General features: G+C 60.0%; 14 protein-coding genes and 1 pseudogene. 10 read left to right on the forward strand and 5 right to left on the reverse strand.

Annotated features, from left to right (window positions below):
* Positions 1 to 80: 80 nt before the first annotated feature.
* From SYN65AY6A5_RS12620 to SYN65AY6A5_RS12650, 6 genes are all read left to right on the forward strand, one after another.
* Positions 81 to 1,175 (forward strand): ABC transporter ATP-binding protein, encoded by a 1,095-nt coding sequence (locus SYN65AY6A5_RS12620; RefSeq protein ID WP_099812788.1) that lies wholly within the window; start codon positions 81 to 83, stop codon positions 1,173 to 1,175.
* A gap of 535 nt (positions 1,176 to 1,710) precedes the next feature.
* A complete protein-coding gene (locus tag SYN65AY6A5_RS12630; protein WP_168173332.1) occupies positions 1,711 to 2,367 on the forward strand; it encodes a GntR family transcriptional regulator in 657 nt (218 codons plus the stop codon).
* A 238-nt stretch (positions 2,368 to 2,605) separates the two neighbouring features.
* A complete protein-coding gene (locus tag SYN65AY6A5_RS12635) occupies positions 2,606 to 3,049 on the forward strand; it encodes a SufE family protein (protein WP_099812791.1) in 444 nt (147 codons plus the stop codon).
* A 52-nt stretch (positions 3,050 to 3,101) separates the two neighbouring features.
* On the forward strand, positions 3,102 to 4,202 hold the full coding sequence (locus SYN65AY6A5_RS12640) for a zinc ABC transporter substrate-binding protein (protein ID WP_240531059.1): 1,101 nt from the start codon (positions 3,102 to 3,104) through the stop codon (positions 4,200 to 4,202).
* Entirely contained in the window at positions 4,199 to 4,975 is a 777-nt protein-coding gene (locus tag SYN65AY6A5_RS12645; protein WP_206336970.1) for a metal ABC transporter ATP-binding protein, read from the forward strand. Before SYN65AY6A5_RS12640 ends, SYN65AY6A5_RS12645 begins: the two co-directional genes overlap by 4 nt.
* Positions 4,976 to 4,984: 9 nt before the next feature.
* Complete coding sequence (locus SYN65AY6A5_RS12650; RefSeq protein ID WP_099812793.1) at positions 4,985 to 5,821, forward strand: metal ABC transporter permease; 837 nt, start codon at positions 4,985 to 4,987, stop codon at positions 5,819 to 5,821.
* Here SYN65AY6A5_RS12650 and SYN65AY6A5_RS12655 read toward each other — a convergent pair.
* Entirely contained in the window at positions 5,818 to 6,591 is a 774-nt protein-coding gene (locus SYN65AY6A5_RS12655) for a hypothetical protein (protein ID WP_099884693.1), read from the reverse strand. The two genes, SYN65AY6A5_RS12650 and SYN65AY6A5_RS12655, sit on opposite strands and share 4 nt — an antisense overlap.
* A 141-nt stretch (positions 6,592 to 6,732) precedes the next feature.
* On the opposite strand from SYN65AY6A5_RS12655, the gene SYN65AY6A5_RS12660 reads away from it, so the two are divergent.
* Both SYN65AY6A5_RS12660 and SYN65AY6A5_RS12665 read left to right on the forward strand, forming a co-directional pair.
* The gene (locus tag SYN65AY6A5_RS12660; protein ID WP_011431320.1) at positions 6,733 to 8,265 is read left to right on the forward strand and encodes a leucyl aminopeptidase; all 1,533 of its coding nucleotides are present in this window, start codon (positions 6,733 to 6,735) and stop codon (positions 8,263 to 8,265) included.
* 70 nt (positions 8,266 to 8,335) lie between these two features.
* A pseudogene (locus SYN65AY6A5_RS12665) lies at positions 8,336 to 8,434 on the forward strand (hypothetical protein); the annotation flags it as partial.
* A gap of 78 nt (positions 8,435 to 8,512) precedes the next feature.
* On the opposite strand, the gene SYN65AY6A5_RS13875 reads toward SYN65AY6A5_RS12665, so the two are convergent.
* On the reverse strand, positions 8,513 to 9,268 hold the full coding sequence (locus SYN65AY6A5_RS13875) for a hypothetical protein (protein WP_168174266.1): 756 nt from the start codon (positions 9,266 to 9,268) through the stop codon (positions 8,513 to 8,515).
* 366 nt (positions 9,269 to 9,634) lie between these two features.
* On the reverse strand, positions 9,635 to 10,246 hold the full coding sequence (locus SYN65AY6A5_RS12670) for a hypothetical protein (protein WP_099884695.1): 612 nt from the start codon (positions 10,244 to 10,246) through the stop codon (positions 9,635 to 9,637).
* A 320-nt stretch (positions 10,247 to 10,566) separates the two neighbouring features.
* On the opposite strand from SYN65AY6A5_RS12670, the gene SYN65AY6A5_RS12675 reads away from it, so the two are divergent.
* A complete protein-coding gene (locus SYN65AY6A5_RS12675) occupies positions 10,567 to 12,060 on the forward strand; it encodes a hypothetical protein (protein ID WP_240531060.1) in 1,494 nt (497 codons plus the stop codon).
* A gap of 440 nt (positions 12,061 to 12,500) precedes the next feature.
* Here the strand turns inward: SYN65AY6A5_RS12675 and psaB are convergent, their stop codons facing one another.
* Together psaB and psaA are read right to left on the reverse strand one after the other, a co-directional pair.
* Positions 12,501 to 14,738, reverse strand: a complete 2,238-nt coding sequence (psaB, locus tag SYN65AY6A5_RS12680; RefSeq protein ID WP_099884697.1) for a photosystem I core protein PsaB — start codon at positions 14,736 to 14,738, stop codon at positions 12,501 to 12,503.
* Positions 14,739 to 14,759: 21 nt separating this feature from the next.
* Positions 14,760 to 17,027 carry a photosystem I core protein PsaA gene (gene psaA / locus SYN65AY6A5_RS12685; RefSeq protein ID WP_011431314.1) on the reverse strand — a complete coding sequence of 756 codons (2,268 nt, stop codon included), beginning with the start codon at positions 17,025 to 17,027 and terminating at the stop codon, positions 14,760 to 14,762.
* A 410-nt stretch (positions 17,028 to 17,437) separates the two neighbouring features.
* Here psaA and SYN65AY6A5_RS12690 point away from each other — a divergent pair, with 410 nt between their 5' ends.
* Positions 17,438 to 18,706, forward strand: coding sequence for a DNA repair exonuclease (locus tag SYN65AY6A5_RS12690; RefSeq protein ID WP_099884698.1), 1,269 nt, complete (start codon positions 17,438 to 17,440; stop codon positions 18,704 to 18,706).

The raw sequence follows: 18,706 nt of genomic DNA on the forward strand, positions 1-18,706 counted from the left end.
ATTACAGCCATTTTTCTCTTCTTCGTCGTGCCTGCTGCCATCGCCATTGAGTGGCTAGGCGGTAGCAAGATAGGACAAGCATGACCAGCCCAGCCTCTGTGGTATTCGATCACATCTTCTATGCCTACACCCCTGGACGTTGGGTGGTTCAGGACATTTGCCTGGAGGTGCAACCTGGGGAGATCGTGGTGTTGGTCGGCCCCAGTGGCTGTGGCAAGAGCACTCTGCTGCGCTTGGTAGCCGGTTTGCTGATCCCTACCCAGGGCCGTCTTTTGCTCGATGGGATCAACACAAGTACGTTAGCACCGGAGAAGCGACTTGTGGGTTGGGTTCCCCAGAGTTATGCCCTGTTTGAGCATCTAAATGTTCGGGATAACGTGGCTTTCGGACTGCGCATGCGCCGGGTGGCAAAAGAAGCAATGAGCCGGCGCATCAGCGAGATGCTGGAACTTTGCCGCATCGCTGAGCTGGCCGACCGACCAGTTACCCAACTCTCTGGAGGTCAGCGCCAGCGCGTGGCTATTGCCCGGGCCCTAGCTGTGTCGCCGCGCGTGCTATTGCTGGACGAGCCTCTGGCTGCCCTGGATCCCCAACTGCGGGCAGCTATCCGGGCTGACTTGCAAGTTCTGCTGCGCGCCAGTGGCGTGACAACCCTCTTCGTCACCCACGATCAGGAGGAAGCCCTGGCCATTGCCGACCGAGTAGCTGTGCTGCAGGCTGGTCAAGTAGAACAATTCGGGACACCGCAGCAGATCTGGCAGTCACCAGCCAACTCGTTTGTTGCCCAGTTCTTTGGCGGCGCAACTGTGCTTACAGCTCGGCGCATCGGCCCAGGCCGCGTGCGTCTCGCACCCGGACTAGAAGCCGACGTTCCTTTGCATTGTGACGACCAAGTGGTACAAGTGGCAGTTCGCAGCGGCGATCTGGAGCTTCTGCCCGAGGTTAGCCCATCGACGGAAGCAGGGCAGTTCATCCCCATGACCGTTGAGTTTGCAGGCGATGCCTTTAGGATCACTGGAGAACTGATAGGCGCAGGTAGAGTCACGCTTCTGCACAACCGACCGGTTATCCCAGGGCAGAGATATCCTGTTCGCGCCAAGCCGGGCCACATCCTTTCTACCGTTGGCCAGTGTCCCTACTGCAACCAAGCTAGGGATCCCAGTCAAAGCGGATAACTTTTGCCAGAGACAACTGAGTTATCGAGCTGGCCTGCGAAGACACCGAAGGATTGGTTTACCCTGAACACCTGGGATAATCAGCTATCTGCTGTTGTCGGCTTGGCCGTGAAGGCAGTTCTCCAACTTCAACTCGCGCCTCCTTTTGCCGTATGCTTTCCAGAGTTGAAGCAGGTTGATACTGCCAAGGGAGCCCTGCCGGACGGTGAGTAACTTTGCAGCCTCTCCTACCTTGATCTCCTACCTTGTCAGTGTCTTGTCAGGGGCAAAGGGTACCTATACAATCACGACTTCAACAGACGCTGACCTACAGGTTCTCAGAAGGCTAGCTATCTCTTGCTGCTCAAGCACTTCGTAGCAGCAAGCCCACGCACTTACTATGGGCAAACCAGCAGGAGCACGGATGGCTACAGCGAACGACGGCACCCCAGCCAAATCTCGACCTGGCAGACGCTGGGCAAAATCAGCCGACCTGCTCGCGCAAGGAAAGCTCAAACTCCGACCTGCTAAGTCTGGCCAAACGCCGCAGCAATTGGTGTACACAAAGCTACGGGAGATGATCCTGAACAGCAAGCTGCAACCGGGCGAGTGGCTGCGCCAAGAGCAGTTGGCCTCTCTTTTCGGCGTCAGCCGCACACCTATTCGCGAGGCCCTGCGCATGCTGAGCCAGGAACACCTGGTTGAGTTTGTTACCAACTATGGGGTGCGGGTGGTGCCGCTCAGTTGGGAGGAATTTGAAGAACTCTATGCGATGCGCATTGGGCTGGAAGGGTTGGCTGCACGACTGGCTGCCGAGCAAGCTACTCCGTCGGACGTGGCCGAATTGCGAAAACTCTTAGCTGCCATTACAACGCTGGCCGATGGCACGGATCTATGGACCTATCTGCGCGAGGAGTGGCACTTTCGTCTCAGGTGTTACGCCATCACGGGTCGGGAACAGCTGATCCAGCGGATCAGGAATCTGCGCGAGCACGCCGAGCGGTATCTAAGGCTGGCCTATAACGTTGAAGGCAAGATGCAGGAGTCGCTTGACTTTCATCGCAAGCTGCTAGAAGCAATTGCCATCCACGACGGAGCTGCTGCCGAGCGGATCAACCAAGAGGCACTGCGCTGGACGCTGGCCAACGCCGGCCCAGTCGTGCGCGCCAGTCAAGCGCTGCAGAGACCGCTGGATAAAGCAGCCGGTGACTAGAGAATGGCTTGGCCGACGGCGGAGCTGTCAGCGCAAAAGCCAATTGCGCCGATCCAGCACGGGATCCACTTCCACAACGTCCAGTGATCCAATCCTTCTGCAGCAGCCATCCCTCTCAGCCCAGTAGGGATCCCCTGCCGCATGCTTGGAATCTTCCGGATCCCGGCTGAGCAACTGACTCCCCTGGGAAGGGTGTTATTATGGATCTGATTATCATTCTCATCAGACGAGCTGGCGGATGCCCAAAGCTCTGCGGCAAATTATTGAGCGCTTCCAAAAAGCCAAAACTTCTAAGCAGAAGTACGAGCTTCTGTTGGCTTATGCCAAACGGCTGCCCCCTTTCCCCGAGTCGCAGCGAACAGAGGAGAATCTGGTGCGGGGTTGTGCCTCGCGGGTGTGGCTGGCCACCGAGCTAAAAGACGGCAAGGTCTACATCCAAGGGGATGCCGATGCCCAGTTGGTCAAGGGCTTGGTGGCTGTTTTGGCGGAGGGGTTGAGCGGTCTGCGCCCAGAGGAGATCCTGGAGGTTTCCCTAGAGTTTGTGCGGGAGATGGGCCTCAACTTTAGCCTTAGCCCTTCCCGCAGCAATGGCCTGGTGAGCATGTTTTCGCTGCTGCAGCAGCGGGCCTTGGCTTTTCAGAAGTCAGGCGCTTCCGGCTCTGCTGTCTCTGTCGTCTTGTGAGGTACTAAGGCTCATGGCTGATAAAGCTAACTCTCTGCGTTCGGCTCGACCTGTGCGGTCACTGGTCTCGCTGGTGGCCGCCCTCTCGGTCGGGATCCTGGGCGGCTTGCAGATGCGCCAAGAAGAGTCCCAGGCGCAGCAGGGATCCACCCCCCCGAAGGTGGTGACCACGATCCTGCCGATAACGCAATTTACCCGCGCGGTGGCCGGGGAGCGGGCCGAGGTGACGCCTCTCATTCCGCCCCAGATGGGACCCCACGACTTTCAGGCTCGACCGGAAGAGGCGCGTCTGCTGGCCCAGGCGGATGTGCTGGTGATCAATGGGTTGGGAATGGAGACCTTCCTGGAGGGATTGATTGCCAATGCTGGGAATCCGAAGCTGCGCATCATTGATAGCAGCCAAGGGATCCCGACCTTGCGGACTGAGGAGCCAGAACATGGGCACTCCCACAGCCATGGGCATGGGCATTCTCACGGTCATGGGCACTCTCATGGGCACAGCCATGGGCATGGGCATTCTCACGGTCATGGACACTCTCATGGGCACAGCCACGGCAAGTTGAACCCCCACATCTGGCTAGATCCCAGGCGGGCCATTCAGCAGGTGGAAAACATCCGCGACGGCCTGATTGCTGTGGATCCAGAAGGGGCAGAGATTTACCGCGCCAATGCTGCCGCCTTTATCGAGCAACTGGAAGCTTTGGATAAAGAAATCGAGCAGAAATTGGCGCCCTTTGCCGGCAGAAAGTTTGTGGTCTTCCACGACTTTGCCCCCTATTTTGCTGAGCGCTACAACCTCAAAGCGGAGTTCTTGGTGGAGATCCCGGAAGCCAGCCCCTCCCCTGAGGATGTGCGGCGGGTGATGGATACGGTACGGCAATCGGGCCTGAAGACGATCCTAGTGGAACCTCAGGTGAGGAGTGACAACCCCTTTGAGGTTTTGGCCAGAGATCTGGGGGTACAGGTTCGCGTGTTCGATCCCATCGAAACCGCCGGCCCGGAGGGGATCGAGCCGGAATACTACCTAGCCATCATGCGGCAAAACGTGGAGAACCTGGTCTCCGCCTTTGAGAAGGAAAAGGCCTGGGTTCCCCTGCAGTTGCCCGTGGTGGGCCAAGCTGCCCTCGAACACCTGCTGGCGAGGGGGCGATGACCTCCCACTTGGGCGAAGTTGTCCTTTGGGTGGAGGGGCTGACGGTCTATCGGGGATCCCAGCTGGCTGTGCAGAATGTGTCGTTTGCGCTGGAGGCGGGATCCCATACGGCCATTGTCGGCCCCAATGGTGCCGGCAAGAGCACCCTCGTGCAGGCCATCTTGGGGATCCTGCCCCGCCAGTGCGGCTCGGTTTGGATCCTGGGAGAGCCGCTGCGCCTGTCGGGGTACTTGCCCCAGAAAGTGCGGCAGCAGATTGCCTACGTGCCCCAGCGGTTGCACTTCAACCCCGCCATCCCCCTGACCGTGGCCGAGTTTGTCGCCCTGGGCTGGGGATCCCTCAGACCCCGCTGGCCCTGGCAGCAGCAAGCTGCTCGGCAAGAAGCTGTTCGGAAGGCCTTGCAACGGGCCGAGGCCCTGCACCTGGCCCCTAAGCCTTTGGGTCAACTGAGCGGCGGCGAGCTGAAACGGGTGTTGCTGGCCTATTGTCTAGTTTGGCCGCGGCGGCTGCTGGTGCTGGACGAGGCCCCCGCTGGCCTGGATAGCCCCAGTGAAGGGGAGTTCTATCGGCTGTTGGAAGAGCTGCGCCGATCCCTGGGCTGGGCCATTTTGCAGGTCTCCCACGACCTGGAGATGGTCTCTCGCCACTGCGACCGCGTGTTGTGCCTCAACCGCTCCCTGATCTGCCAGGGATCCCCCAGCGTGACGCTGTTGCCCGAGGTGTTGAGTCAGGTCTATGGGCCGGAGTTTGCCCGCTACATCCACCATCACTGAGGAGAAAAAATGCCGGAAACCTGGGCGCGGGTGGCCGAGTTGCTGCAGTTGCCCTTCATGCAGCGGGCCCTGCTGGGCGGGATCCTGACAGGGGTAACGGGGGGGCTGCTGGGCAGTTTTGTCATCTTTCGGCAGTTGGCGTTTTTTAGCGATGCCCTGGGGCATTCGGCGCTCTTGGGTATTGTCCTGGGAGTGGTTCTGGGACTGAATCCTACGGCGGTGCTGATGGTGTTTGGGGTGGTGTTTGCCCTGGGGGTGACTTTTATTCTGGAACGCACCCAGCTTTCGGCAGATGCGGTGCTGAACATCATCTACTCTTCCTCCTTGGCCCTGGCCATCATCGGCCTCAGCCTGATCCCCGGCTACCGCGGCAACCTCAACCAACTGCTCCTCGGGGACATCCTGGGCATCAGCCCGCCGGCCCTCTGGATGAGCGGCCTGCTCCTGCTGCTGGCCCTGGGGTACATTGGGCTGACTTTGACTGCCCAGATGTTGCTGACCCTGGATGAGTCGTTGGCGCGGGCGCGGGGGGTGGAAGTGGGCTGGCAGCGGCTAGCCTTTGTGGTGTTGCTGGCCCTGGTGGTGGCCCTGTCGATCCGCTCGGTGGGGGTGCTGCTGGTAAGCGCCTTTGTGGTCATCCCCGCTTCGACGGCGCGGCTTTTGGGATCCCGCTTTACAACCTATGTGTTGCTGGCCATGGGTTTCGGGGGCTTGAGCGCGGTGCTGGGGATCCTCCTCTCGGCCGCCTTCAACCTGCCCTCCGGCCCCAGCATCGTGGCCACCCAGTTGCTGTTTTTTCTCCTGGCTATGGCGGCCAAGGGGGCGTCGCAACTGCTGCGGCTTTAGCCAGGTGCGGGGATCTCCTCACGAACCTGGCCAAACAGGCGGCGGTAGCTCTCTGGAAAGACCTGGCCCATCAGGGTGGGCTGCTCGTAGACCCGCTTGAGGGTGTTGAGATCCCGTTTGGTGATGGTGGGCACCCGCAGCAGGCGGCGATTGCCGGTAGCCTCCGCGTGGTGGCCGCCGTACATCAGATCCCGCGGGTTGGGACTATGGCCCCACAGCCCCAGCCCATGGCCAATCTCGTGCCGGGCCACTGCCGTAACTTCTGCCAGCCCCTGGCCTTCGGCGATGACAATGCGCACCCGCTGCTGCAGCGAGCCATCGGCGGCAAAGAAAAACTCTGGGCGCGCTGCCCCCGCTATCCCGTCGCCAATGCCAGGAACGCGATAAATGCTCATCCCGTAGAGGGCCTCTTCCTCTTTGGCCACCACCCGCATCGGGATATAAGCAGACCACTCCTTCACCGCCTGCTCCACAAAGGCTTTCCACTGGGGGTGATCCCCCTGGATGTAGACGGGGACGGGATAGAAGGCCCACTGGGCATAAGCTCCGCCCGGCAGCAGCGGCTCGATTTCTTCGAAGTAGTCTCCCGCCGATTTGTCGTAGGTGTAGCGGGCTAGGCCGGGGGGCAACTTGAGGCGAACCGGCTGCGGCAGCTCTTCCAGCGACCTCTGCGCCTGGGCCAGGGATCCCACCCCTCCTACCGCCAGAGCCAGGAGCATTGCGCAGGCAATAACCCCAAGCTGAAGGACGTGACGCCGCCGCCAGGCCATACCTTGGTTTTCTCCCTTCCTGATTAAAGGCTATTGGCTGGGGAAGCCAACGTCGAGGGCAGGCGAGGGATCCCCTGTCCTAGAAGCGGCAAATTGGCTACACTGAGAGTCTGCCGTCCATAGCTTGGCCAAAGGTTTCCCATGCAGCTTCGTCTTGGCGAGCCCCCTCTAACGCAGGCAGAATGTGCCCTGGTCTACTGCTTTGCCCCCAGCGGCGAAAACGCCACCTTCTCGCTGCCTGCCGAAATTGCTTCCTTGGACGAGAAAGTGTGGTCGGGGTTGGTGGCGGAAGCAGCTCAAGAACAGAAGTTCCAGGGCAAGCCCAACAGCAGCCTCGCCCTGCGCCTGCCGGGGCCTATCCGCAAGCTGGTGCTGGTGGGGCTGGGGGATCCCGCCGCGCTGACCCTGGAAGCGCTGCGACGGGCTACTGCCAACGGCCTGCGCCAGGCCCACAGCCTCAAGGCCAAGCAGGTGGTGCTGTCCTTGCCAGACACTGGGCTGGATCAGGTGCGGGCGGTGCAGGCGGTGGCCGAAGCCAGCCTCCTGGTGGCCCACCAGGACAACCGCTTCAAATCTCCCCCTAAGCCCGAGGAAGAGCGCGGCTTCTCCGTTGAAGAAGTTACCCTCCTGGTGCCGGGGCTGGCCCAGGCCCGCCAGGACTATGAGAATGCCCTGCAACGGGCCACCGAGATGGCCGCCGGGACGATCCTGGCCCGCGAGCTGGTGGCCGCCCCTGCCAACGTCGTCACGCCTCCTGCCCTGGCCGAAACTGCCCGGCAACTGGCCCAAGACTACGGCCTAGAGGTGGAGATCCTGGGGCGGGAAGAGTGCCAAGCCCTGGGGATGGGGGCCTTCCTCGGCGTGGCCCAAGCCTCGGATCTGCCGCCCCAGTTTATCCACCTCACCTACAAGCCCAAGGAAGGGGATCCCGTCGCCAAGCTGGCTCTGGTGGGCAAAGGTCTCACCTTCGATTCCGGCGGCCTCAACATCAAAACCGACTCCCGCAGCATCGCCATGATGAAAACCGACATGGGGGGAGCGGCAGCCGTCTTGGGAGCTGCGCGAGCCCTGGCCGCCCTCAAGCCGCAGGTAGAGGTGCACTTTATCGTCGCTGCCACCGAAAACATGATCAGCGGCCGGGCCCTCCACCCCGGTGACATCCTCACCGCCTCCAACGGCAAGACCATCGAGGTCAACAACACCGATGCCGAGGGCCGCCTCACCCTGGCTGATGCCCTGGTGTTTGCCGAGAAACTAGGGGTGGACGCCATTGTTGACCTAGCGACCTTGACCGGCGCCTGCGTCATTGCCCTAGGAGAAGAGATTGCCGGCCTCTTCACCCCCGACGAGAAGCTGGCCCAGGAGCTGCAGCAGGCAGCCAACCTCTCTGGCGAAAAGATCTGGCGCTTACCCCTGGAAGAGAGCTATTTCGAGGGCCTTAGCTCCACCGTAGCCGACATGAAAAACACCGGTCCTCGCTCTGGCGGCTCCATCACTGCCGCCCTCTTCCTTAAGCAGTTTGTGGAGAAAACTCCCTGGGCCCACCTAGACATAGCTGGCCCCGTCTGGGCCGAAAAAGACTCGGGCTACACCAACAAAGGCGCCACTGGCTACGGCGTGCGCACCCTCGTGGAATGGGTCTTGGCACGGGAGATGGCAGCCGCCTCCTCTTAGCCTCGCTGCCTGCTGTTGTCTGCTGGTTCCAAAGTCCTGCGCAAGTGTTGGGGGGTGACGCGGCAGCGGCACCGAGCCTCTGCTGAGGTTGTACTCAGAAGCGAAAGACCTAGAAGCAGTGAACGCCCTCCTGGATTGGGCAGCCGCCTTGATCGGCCAGGTTGATTGAGGTTGATGCGGATCCCTTGCGTGGTGGCCGCATCCTAACCCTGTGTTTTTGGATTCTCCTCAAACCCACAGCCGCGGGCTAGAAGAAGGTCACACTCACAGGCGGCGCTATCACTGGGGCTGCCTCGTTGCTGGTGAGTGTGGTAGGAGGATTGATGTACGTACCTGCTGCGCTAGAAGTAACGTTCACTGAAATCATGCACATAGTGCCAGCAGGCCGAGTTCCATTCGAGAAAGTAATAGACGTTCCACCCACAGCCACGTTAAGTACACCACCGCAAGTATTGGTCGAAAAGGGAGGACTAGCAATAACGAGCCCAGTAGGTAAGATGTCTGTAAAGGCAAGGCCGGTCAGAGGGGTAGCCGTGTTGTTGGTGATGGTAAAGGTCAAAGGTACAGGAGTATTAATTGCAAAAGATGTACCTGGAAATGCTTTAGTGAAAACCGGAAAAGTTGGACCCACCACGAGAGTTACAGTCCCACTTTGCGCAGGGGGAGCTTGGGCGCTGGTGAGAGTTACAGGGGGATTGACGTAAGTGCCTAGAGTCCCAGCAACAACCTGAACAGTCACTGCACAAGTTGCATTGGCAGCCAGTATTCCACCGTTCAGGGCAATTGAGGCTCCGCCTGCAGCCGCAGCAACTGATCCACCACAGGTATTGGTGAAGTTGAGCGGAGTGGCAACAGACAACCCTGCAGGCAGGCTGTCTGCAAAGTTGAGGCCGGTTAGTTGAATCCCTGAGTTATTAACAATCGTGAAGATAACCGTTACAGTTACAGGGGCACCCACTGCTGAAGCAGGATTAAAGCTCTTAGTGAACGCTGGAGCAGCCAAGGGGCCTGGGGGCAAGCCAATAATGCTAGGAGAGGGATTTGGAGTGGGCAGGGGCGGGATCGTCGGCGCCGACACAGGAGGGGGCACAAGAGGGCTGGGTTGACCTGGGGGAACAGATCCAATCGGAGGAGTGGATGGCAGCCCTACCCCCGTTCCTCCGGGTTCTGTATTCGGGTTTTGCACAGGGATGATTGGCCCTGGCAGCGAGCTGATTGGATTCCCCTCTTTAGTTTGTTGACAAGCTGTTAGCAAGCCCAAGCACAAGCAAGCCAAAACCCCAGCTACTTTTCCCGTTTTCATTCCCTCATCCTCCTGCCATTCAACTCTCTCGTGGCACAAACCCAAACAGCCTTACTCAGCTCCAGCTTAGGTGGCTTGGGCGCGCGCTTCCAGCCTCAGAGCTTGACCAAATGAATCTCGAATGACCACGATTACCAAAACCGTTTCTCCCGCAGCAACGTTGGTGTTGTAGGCGGCTGGATCCGCCGGGAAGGTGAAGCCGTTGGTAAGCGTGATCTCGTTGCGACCTATTAGAGTATTTCTAAACTGCTCGATTGCCGTCGGCAAAAAGATGCTGGTAATATCCGTGCCGCGACTGATGTTGAAAAACTGAACCTCTACGCTCCTGATCACTCCTGGAGCACGCAAGTCTGTCAGAGTGATGGTTACGAAAGCGGATCTCACCAGGCCGATCTGAAAAGAGCCTGCCAAGCTAGGCGGATCCGGTAGGTCGGGCTGGATGGGCGGCGGGGTGATGGGGGCAAAGTCCGGCCCTGGGCGAAAGGTGATGGGCGTGAGATTGGGGGCAATCGTGGGGGCAACGGCCACAGGAGGAGGCGTGGCACCGCTAGAAGCCAGTAGAGGCGGCACCCCGCTGGTGGTCTCGCTACTGCAGCCGGTAATCAGCGCAACCGAAGCACAGGTTGCCCAAAGAGAGAGGCCGCCACGGCCAAGGGCTGAGCCAAAACGTCGTCTCATCGAAAAATCTCCACTCACTCACACCACAGCAAACGTCTTAGGCAGCGTCCAGCGGGGATCCACCGAGCTTGCTCAAGTCTTATGCATCTGCACAATTTCAAGGGGGATGCCTGCTGTTAGTTCTACTGCATCCTAGAGCGTTGTCAAGCGAGCGGCAGAGCAAATGCAAGAAATTGTTCTGGAAATGGCCCATCCCCTAGATATGGGGTATCATAGCCTCGAGCAGGGGCGGCCAGCTTACCTGTAGCGTTAGGGGTTGGGTGCCTTCTCCCCATTTTGTGTGGATTTGCCCAGATTTAAGGTGTGTGAGGAAGTGCCGTATGAACTTCAAAGGTCGCTCGTTGGCGGTTTTGTGTGGAGTCTTGCTGCTAGGCGGCTGCGGAGAAGTTAATGAGTCTCCGACCTTGCCTGGGCCCGTCCAGGTGGATCCGGCTGCCTTTGTCTCGGCCCAAGAGTATCGCTTTACCCCTGGCTCGGTGCTGGAGACCACCAGCCTGCGGCTGGACTACATCAACCCGAAATTCGACAACGGGATCCCTGTGCGGAGTAGCGGCTTTCAAGGCAGTGGAGAAGCCCGCATTACCAATGTAGAGGCCCGCATTCTGCCCGTAAATGAGATCCCAGCGAATGAACTGACAGTTGACTCGACCCTTCGCTCCAGCACGCTGGCCATCCAAATTGCCCGAACCACGCCGCTGGTGAATCTCATCGCCTTCGGCCCCAACGACGGCAAGCTATCGACCCAGTTCAGTATTGCCGGGCTGGTTGCTCTTTCCACCAACCCCAACGACCAGCGCATTCGAGTCAATACAACCTTTAGAGCTGCCGTTCCGGATACGAAAACTGTTTTAACTTTGACCGTGCGCCGCATCTTGGTTAGCCGCAATGGCAACCAAGTCGTCTTAGAGGGAGATTCTTCTCTCATTGTCCCCACCGTGGGTGTGTTGTTTGAAGATGGTGGTCCTGGTCCTGGGGGTGAGATTCTGGCGCCAGGCTCTTTTGTCAATCCTCCCCCACCTCAAGGGCCTGTCACTGCCATTCTGCAAACCGGAAGCTTTTCCGCCAGCTTTGTGGTGCGGCAGCGGGGCGTGGCCGGCGATGGCACTCCTGAAGATGCCCTGGCTCTCTTTGCTCGCCTGAACTTCCGGCCCAACCAGGCGGAGATCGTCTATCGTCCCGCCCAGGTGGGCACCCAGTCGGTGTTGTTTGCCCCGGATCCGACGCGGCCCAATATCTTGCCCAATCAGTTGGTGCGCATCCGGCGCCTGTTGAACGGTCGGGTGCAGGCAGAGTTTGACCCGGCCAATGTCAGCACAGTCCTCAACTTCGTCCAGGTTAGCCCGCCGCCGCGACCTTTCCCCACCCCGATCCCGCAGTTGCCCGTCCCTGAGCGTCCCGGTGCCCCTACCGCGTTTGACTACTTCTTCTCCTTGCGCACCGAGCGCTCCACAGGTACGTTGCCTGGATCCCCTGTGGAGGGAACTAATCTCAGTCCTGTTATCCTTCAGGGCATTGTCCCCACCACGGGAGATTTTGTCTTCCGCACCTTAGCTGGGGCACAACTGGCCGGGCCGTTTAATAGGGCAGATATTGGCGGTTCTCTGCTGCGAGGCAACTTGAATTTGGTTTTCGATCCAACCACCTCTGGCTCGAATATCTCTGGGCAATTCTTTATTGAGCAAGAGTTCCCCACTGACAACCAAGTTATAGGCCCGAACTCACCAACTGGCGACGGAAATACGGGTACTCCTGATGCAGGGGGAGTTATTCTCATTATTCGTGGATTCTTTGAGGGCACGCAGGTGCGGCTGTAGCCTCAGCAGCCTGTCTTGAAATATCCAAGCCCAGCCCTCAGAGCTGGGCTTTTTTGCCGGATTAGGGAGCCCTTCGTCTATCTGCTCAAAAAACTTGAGCCAAACTCTATTCTTGGCTACTCATCCTCCTGGAAGCGCGCAATCGCAAAATCGGGCTCCGGCTCATGGTTGGGGATCCTGGTCGTGCACAGGGGCCTGCTCTTGCACAAGGCCCATCAACAGTCGATACAGGCGGCTCCCCGTTTTCTGAACTGAAACCCTGTCCTTTAGCTCTAGTCGGGCAGCCCCTTAATCCACCTGAGACAGAGACTCAACCAGCCGGTGAAACTCCTCGTGCAGCCAAGTCATGGACTTAGCGACAGCGCCCTTCTCGCTTGACCGAGGAGCAAAAAAAGGGATCCCCCCGCGGGATCCCTTAGTTGCTTAGCCACTCGATTTCGCTAGCCAGATAGGGAAGCTGTCGAGGCGATCACAAAGGCCGCATAGGTCAGCACATACCCCACCGTGAAGTGAGCCAGGCCCACCAGACGACCTTGAACAATCGACAGAGCTACCGGCTTGTCCTTCCAGCGGATCAAGTTGGCCAAGGGGGTGCGCTCGTGCGCCCACACCAGCGTCTCGATCAGCTCTTGCCAGTAGCCGCGCCAGGAGATGAGGAACATGAACCCTGTCGCCCAGACCAGGTGGCCAAACAGGAACATCCAGGCCCAAACCGCCAGGTTATTCATCCCGTAAGGGTTGTAGCCGTTGATCAACTGGGCAGAGTTGGCCCAGAGGTAGTCCCGCAGCCAGCCCATCAGGTAGGTGGAGTTCTCGTTGAACTGGGCGGTGTTGCCGCTCCAGATCCCCAGGTGCTTCCAGTGCCAGTAGAAGGTCACCCAGCCGATGGTGTTCAGCATCCAGAACATGGCCAGGTAGAAGGCATCCCAGGCGGAGATGTCGCAGGTGCCGCCCCGCCCCGGCCCGTCGCAGGGGAAGCTGTAGCCGAAGTCTTTTTTGTCCGGCATCAGCTTGGAGCCACGGGCATCCAACGCCCCTTTGACCAGGATCAACGTGGTGGTGTGCAGGCCCAGGGCAATGGCGTGGTGCACCAGGAAGTCGCCGGGGCCAATGGGCAGGAAGAGGAACCCATTGGGATCGTTGATGGCTTGCAGCCAGCCAGGCAGCCACACGTTGCCGTGGTTGGGCCAAGCAGTGGAGGCAATGCTGTTGGGATCCGACAACAGCACGTTCATGCCATAGAGCATCTTGCCGTGGGAGGCCTGGATGAACTGGGCAAACACCGGCTCAATCAGGATCTGCTTCTCCGGCGTGCCGAAGGCCTGCATGACGTCGTTGTGGACGTACAGCCCCAGCGTGTGGAAGCCCAGGAACAGCGATACCCAGCTGAGGTGGGAGATAATCGCTTCTTTGTGATCCAGCACCCGCGCCAGCACGTTGTTCTTGTTGGCCTCCGGATCGTAGTCCCGCACCAGGAAGATGGCCCCGTGGGCAAAGGCCCCCACCATCAAGAAGCCAGCGATGTACTGGTGATGGGTGTAGAGAGCCGCCTCCGTGGTGTGATCCATCGACATGAACACGTAGGGGTTGAGGGCGTACATGTGCTGCGCCACCAGCGAGGTCACCACTCCCAAGCAGGCCAGCGCCAACGCCAACTGGAAGTGCAGGGAGTTGTTGACCGTGTCGTAGAGGCCCCTGTGCCCTTCGCCCAGCAGGCCCCCGAAGGGGGTGCCCTTCGGCGGGTTGTGGGCGCCCAGGATCTCGCGGATGCTGTGGCCGATGCCCCAGTTGGTGCGGTACATGTGCCCAGCCACGATGAAGATCACGGCAATGGCCAGGTGGTGGTGGGCCATGTCCGTCAGCCACAGGGACTGGGTGTTGGGGTTGAAGCCGCCCAAGAAGGTGAGGATGGCCGTGCCCGCCCCTTCTGCCGTGCCCCAGACGTGGTTGGCCGTATCCGGGTTCTGGGCATAGACCCCCCAGTTTAGGGTAAAGAAGGGCTTTAGGCCCGCCGGATGGGGCAGCGTGGTGAGGAAGTTGTCCCAGCCCACGTGCTGTCCGCGCGACTCGGGGATGGCCACGTGCACCAGGTGGCCTGCCCAGGCCAAGGAGCTGACACCAAACAGGCCGGCCAGGTGGTGGTTGAGGCGGGCCTCGGCGTTCTTAAACCAGCTCAGGCTGGGGCGGAAGCGGGGCTGCAGGTGCAGCCAGCCGGCAAACAAGAACACCGCCGCCAACAACAACAGGCCGATGGCGCCGGCGTAGAGATCGCCGTTGGTGCGCAGGCCGATGGTGTTGAACCAGTAGTAGAGGCCGGAGTAAGCCGCGTTGACAGGGCCGCCGCCTCCAGGTTGGGTAAAGGCCTCCACCGCCGCCTTGCCGAACTGGGGATCCCAGATGGCGTGGGCGATGGGGGTAACCCCCGTGGGGTTGGCCACCCATTGTTCATAGTTGCCTTGCCAGGCGATGTGAAAGACGTTGCCAGAAGCCCACAGGAAGATGATCGCCAGATGGCCGAAGTGGGTGGCAAACAGCTTTTGGTAAAGCCGCTCCTCCGTCATGCCATCGTGGGTCTCGAAGTCGTGGGCGGTGGCAATGCCGTACCACAGACGCCGAGTGGTGGGATCGCTGGCCAGGTCTTGGCTGAATTGGGGAAAACGAGTTGCAGTAGTTGCCATGGTTTTCTCTTCCTCCTTGCCTTAGCCGAGTGCGGCAAACCGTGCCAGGAAGAACGCCCACGTGGTGACGATCCCGCCCAGCAGGTAGTGGGCCACACCGACCGCCCGACCCTGGATGATGCTCAGGGCGCGGGGTTGGATGGCCGGAGCGACTTTCAGTTTGTTATGGGCCCAGACGATGGACTCAATGAGCTCCTGCCAGTAGCCACGGCCGCTGAACAGGAACATCAAGCTGAAGGCCCAGACGAAGTGGGCACCCAGGAAGAGCAACCCATAGGCCGACAGCTCCGAGCCGTAGGAGTTGATCACCTGCACCGATTGCGCCCACAGGAAGTCCCGCAGCCAGCCGTTGATGTTGATGGCGCTGGTTGCGAAGTTGCCGCCCGTGATGTGCTCGATCGTGCCATCGGGGTTGACGGTGCCCCAGATGTCGCTCTGCATCTTCCAGCTGAAGTGGAAGATCACAATCGAGATGGCGTTGTACATCCAGAACAGCCCCAGGAACACGTGATCCCAGCCGGAGACCTGGCAGGTGCCGCCGCGGCCCGGGCCATCGCAGGGGAAGCGGAAGCCCAGCTTGGCCTTATCGGGGATCAGGCGGGAAGAGCGGGCAAACAGCACCCCCTTGAGCAGGATCAGCACGGTGATGTGGATGGTCATGGCGTGGATGTGGTGCACCATGAAGTCCGCCGTGCCCAACACCATCGGCATCATCGACACCTTGCCGCCCACAGCCACCACGTCGCCGCCGAAGATGGGGCTGACCGAAGCGCCCACATAGGGAGCGGTGCTGGCGATGGCCTTAGTGTGCAGGGATTGAATCCACTGGGCAAAGATGGGCTGCAGTTGGATGCCCGTGTCCGAGAACATGTCCTGCGGACGGCCCAGCGCCTGCATCGTGTCGTTGTGGACGTAGAAGCCGAAGGCGTGGAAGCCCAGGAACAGGCACACCCAGTTCAGGTGGCTGATGATGGCGTCGCGGTGGCGGATCACCCGATCCAAGACGTTGTTGCGGTTCACCGCCGGGTCATAGTCGCGAACCATGTAGATGGCCCCGTGGGCAGCGCCGCCAACGATGAAGATGCCGCCTATCCACATGTGGTGGGTAAAGAGGGAGATCTGGGTGGCGTAGTCGATGCCCATGTAGGGGTAGGGGTTCATGGCGTACATGTGCTGCGCCACGATGATGCTCAGGGATCCCACCATGGCCAAGTTAATGGCCAGTTGGGCGTGCCAGGAGCTGGTCAGCACTTCGTAGAGACCCTTGTGGCCCTCGCCGGTGAAGGGGCCCTTGTGGGCTTCCAGGATCTCTTTGATGGAGTGGCCGATGCCCCAGTTAGTGCGGTACATGTGGCCGGCCACGATAAAGAGCACGGCAATGGCCAGGTGGTGGTGGGCCTGATCCGTCAGCCAGAGGGCGCCCGTTTGCGGATCCAGGCCACCCTTGAAGGTGAGGAACTCCGCGTACTTGCCCCAGTCCAACGTAAAGAAAGGCACCACCCCGCTGAAGAGGCCCCAATCCACGCTGGGGAACATCTCCTTCATCAGGGCCGGCTTGAGGATGAACTCATGGGGCAGAGGGATCTGAGCCGCCGGCACGCCCGCATCCAACATCTTGTTGATGGGGATGGCCACGTGGATTTGGTGACCGGCCCAGGCCAGCGAGCCCAGCCCCAGCAGGCCCGCCAGGTGGTGGTTGAGCATCGACTCCACGTTTTGGAACCACTCCAGCTTGGGAGCCCGCTTGTGGTAGTGGAACCAGCCGGCGAACAGGCAGAGGCCAGCCATCACCAGACCGCCGATAGCGGTGCAGAGGAGTTGAAACTCATTGGTGATGCCGGCAGCTCGCCAGAGGTGGAATAGACCCGACGTGATGCGGATCCCTTCAAAGCCGCCGCCCACATCGCCGTTGAGGATCTCCTGGCCGAAGATGGGCCAGACCACTTGGGCGCTGGGCTTGATGTTAATCGGATCCGCCAGCCAAGCAGAATAGTTGGAGAACTGAGCTCCGTGGTAGTACATGCCGCTCAGCCAGACAAAGACCACCGCCAGGTGGCCGAAGTGAGCGGAGAAGATCTTCCGAGAGACGTCTTCTAAGTCGCTGGTGTGACTGTCGAAGTCATGAGCAAGAGCATGGAGGTTCCAGATCCAGGTCGTGGTCTTGGGCCCACGCGCCAGGCTGCGATCGAAGTGCCCCGGCTTGGCCCACTTCTCAAATGAGGTGGGGACCGGATCGATATCCACCGAAACCTTGACCTTTGGCTCTCGCTCCTTTGGCGTAGTTGTCATCAAGAACTCCTCTCTTGCGACAAGGAACGAAGCGCTCCCGCCTGTCTGCAGCCGTGAAGCTCGGGGATCTCTCCCAAGGCGGGATTTACCTGGCATTATAGGTCAGCCTTTGTAACCCCCCCGTCGCTTCACAATAATTAAACCAGGGATCCCTTGCCCTATCGGAGTTAGGGTTGCTTGGCAATCGTTTCTCCAATAAAGATGTAAATATATGTAACGAACTTTCACCAACCCAAGCTGTGCCCACGAAAGGTTGGAACTGGGCAACAGGCAGCGCGGCGGGGCGGCGCCTAGCTCTAGGGGTGGCAACCCGAGCAAAGCCGCAAATGGCCGGGAAGGGATCCCTATATCTAGTTGAGCACTGAGGTTTGTCTGCTAAACTGTGGGCAATTTGCTGGCAGGTTCGGGCGATGGCCACTTCCACCTGCACCTTTTTGCACCTGGCCGATGTGCATCTGGGCTACGACCGCTACAACAGCCCGGAGCGGAGCAAAGATTTCTTTTTGGCCTTTCGGGATGTGGTGCGCCGCCATGCCATCCAGAACCCGGTGGATTTTGTCCTCATTGCCGGGGATCTGTTTGAGCACCGGCAAATTCAGCCCGGTGTCCTCAACCAAGCCCAGATTGTCTTGCGGGAGCTGAAGCAGGCCGGGATCCCCGTCTTGGCCATTGAGGGCAACCACGACAGCCGCCCCTACGGTGTCAAGACCAGTTGGCTGCGCTACCTGGCCGATCACGGCGACCTGATCCTGCTGGAGCCGGAAGCAGGCGAGGAGGGTTTAGAGCTGCGCCCCTGGTCAGGTGGGCGGGGGGGCTATCTGGATCTGCCCTGTGGGGTGCGGGTGATCGGATCCCAGTGGTATGGGTCGGCGGCCCCCAAGTCGATTGAGCAGTTGGCGGCGGCCATTCGCCGGTTGCCCCCTGGCCCTGAGCGGGTGGTGCTCATGTTCCACCACGGCCTGGAAGGCCAAATTGCTCGCTACCAGGGCGCCTTGCGCTACCGGGATCTGCTGCCTTTGCGGGAGGCAGGGGTGGGCTATTTAGCCTTGGGACATATCCACAAAAGCTATACAGAAGAAGGCTGGATCTTCAATCCGGGATCCCTGGAGGCTAACAGTACTGCCGAGTGGGACTTTCCGCGGGGAGCCTACCGCGTCCGCTGGGGAGAGGGCCCGCCTCAGGCTGAGCTGGTGCAGGACTACTACCGGCGGCCTCACCGACGGATCTCTCTTGAGGCCAAGGGCCGGGAAACGCCCGAAGAGATTGCTGCAGCCGCAATTGCCTTGGCCAAGGGATCCGACCTTCCCGAAGGTGGGCCAGCGCCAATGGTGGAGTTTCGGCTGGCGGGGCAGGTGGGCTTTGCCAAGCACGAGTTGGATAGCCGCGCCCTGCAGCAGCAGATTCAGCAGCTTACCGGTGCCCTGCTGGTTCTCTTCCGCTTCGAAGCCACTACTTTGGAGATCGGGTCGGCTGCTCTTTCCCTCGAAGAAGAAGGGCGCAGGCTGCAAATTGAAGAGAAAATCTACAGGGAGCTGCTGAGCAGCCATGCCCACTACCGCAAGCGCAGCGAAGAGCTGGCACGGTTACTCTTAGATCTCAAAGAGAAAATCTTAGAGGAGCAAGGCGAAGCGGAAGTGTACGCTCACCTGAGCGGCGCCTTTCTGGGGGAAGAAGACTGA

It is taken from the genome of Synechococcus sp. 65AY6A5, assembly GCF_002760415.1.
GTDB lineage: Bacteria > Cyanobacteriota > Cyanobacteriia > Thermostichales > Thermostichaceae > Thermostichus.

Excerpts from the sequence above, each read along its gene's own strand:
- SYN65AY6A5_RS12620 (WP_099812788.1), top strand. The coding sequence starts at position 81 with ATGACCAGCCCAGCCTCTGTGGTATTCGATCACATCTTCTATGCCTAC.
- SYN65AY6A5_RS12635 (WP_099812791.1), top strand. The coding sequence starts at position 2,606 with ATGCCCAAAGCTCTGCGGCAAATTATTGAGCGCTTCCAAAAAGCCAAA.
- SYN65AY6A5_RS12645 (WP_206336970.1), top strand. The coding sequence starts at position 4,199 with ATGACCTCCCACTTGGGCGAAGTTGTCCTTTGGGTGGAGGGGCTGACG.
- SYN65AY6A5_RS12650 (WP_099812793.1), top strand. The coding sequence starts at position 4,985 with ATGCCGGAAACCTGGGCGCGGGTGGCCGAGTTGCTGCAGTTGCCCTTC.
- SYN65AY6A5_RS12655 (WP_099884693.1), bottom strand. The coding sequence starts at position 6,591 with ATGGCCTGGCGGCGGCGTCACGTCCTTCAGCTTGGGGTTATTGCCTGC.
- SYN65AY6A5_RS12660 (WP_011431320.1), top strand. The coding sequence starts at position 6,733 with ATGCAGCTTCGTCTTGGCGAGCCCCCTCTAACGCAGGCAGAATGTGCC.
- SYN65AY6A5_RS12670 (WP_099884695.1), bottom strand. The coding sequence starts at position 10,246 with ATGAGACGACGTTTTGGCTCAGCCCTTGGCCGTGGCGGCCTCTCTCTT.
- SYN65AY6A5_RS12675 (WP_240531060.1), top strand. The coding sequence starts at position 10,567 with ATGAACTTCAAAGGTCGCTCGTTGGCGGTTTTGTGTGGAGTCTTGCTG.
- psaB (WP_099884697.1), bottom strand. The coding sequence starts at position 14,738 with ATGGCAACTACTGCAACTCGTTTTCCCCAATTCAGCCAAGACCTGGCC.
- psaA (WP_011431314.1), bottom strand. The coding sequence starts at position 17,027 with ATGACAACTACGCCAAAGGAGCGAGAGCCAAAGGTCAAGGTTTCGGTG.
- SYN65AY6A5_RS12690 (WP_099884698.1), top strand. The coding sequence starts at position 17,438 with ATGGCCACTTCCACCTGCACCTTTTTGCACCTGGCCGATGTGCATCTG.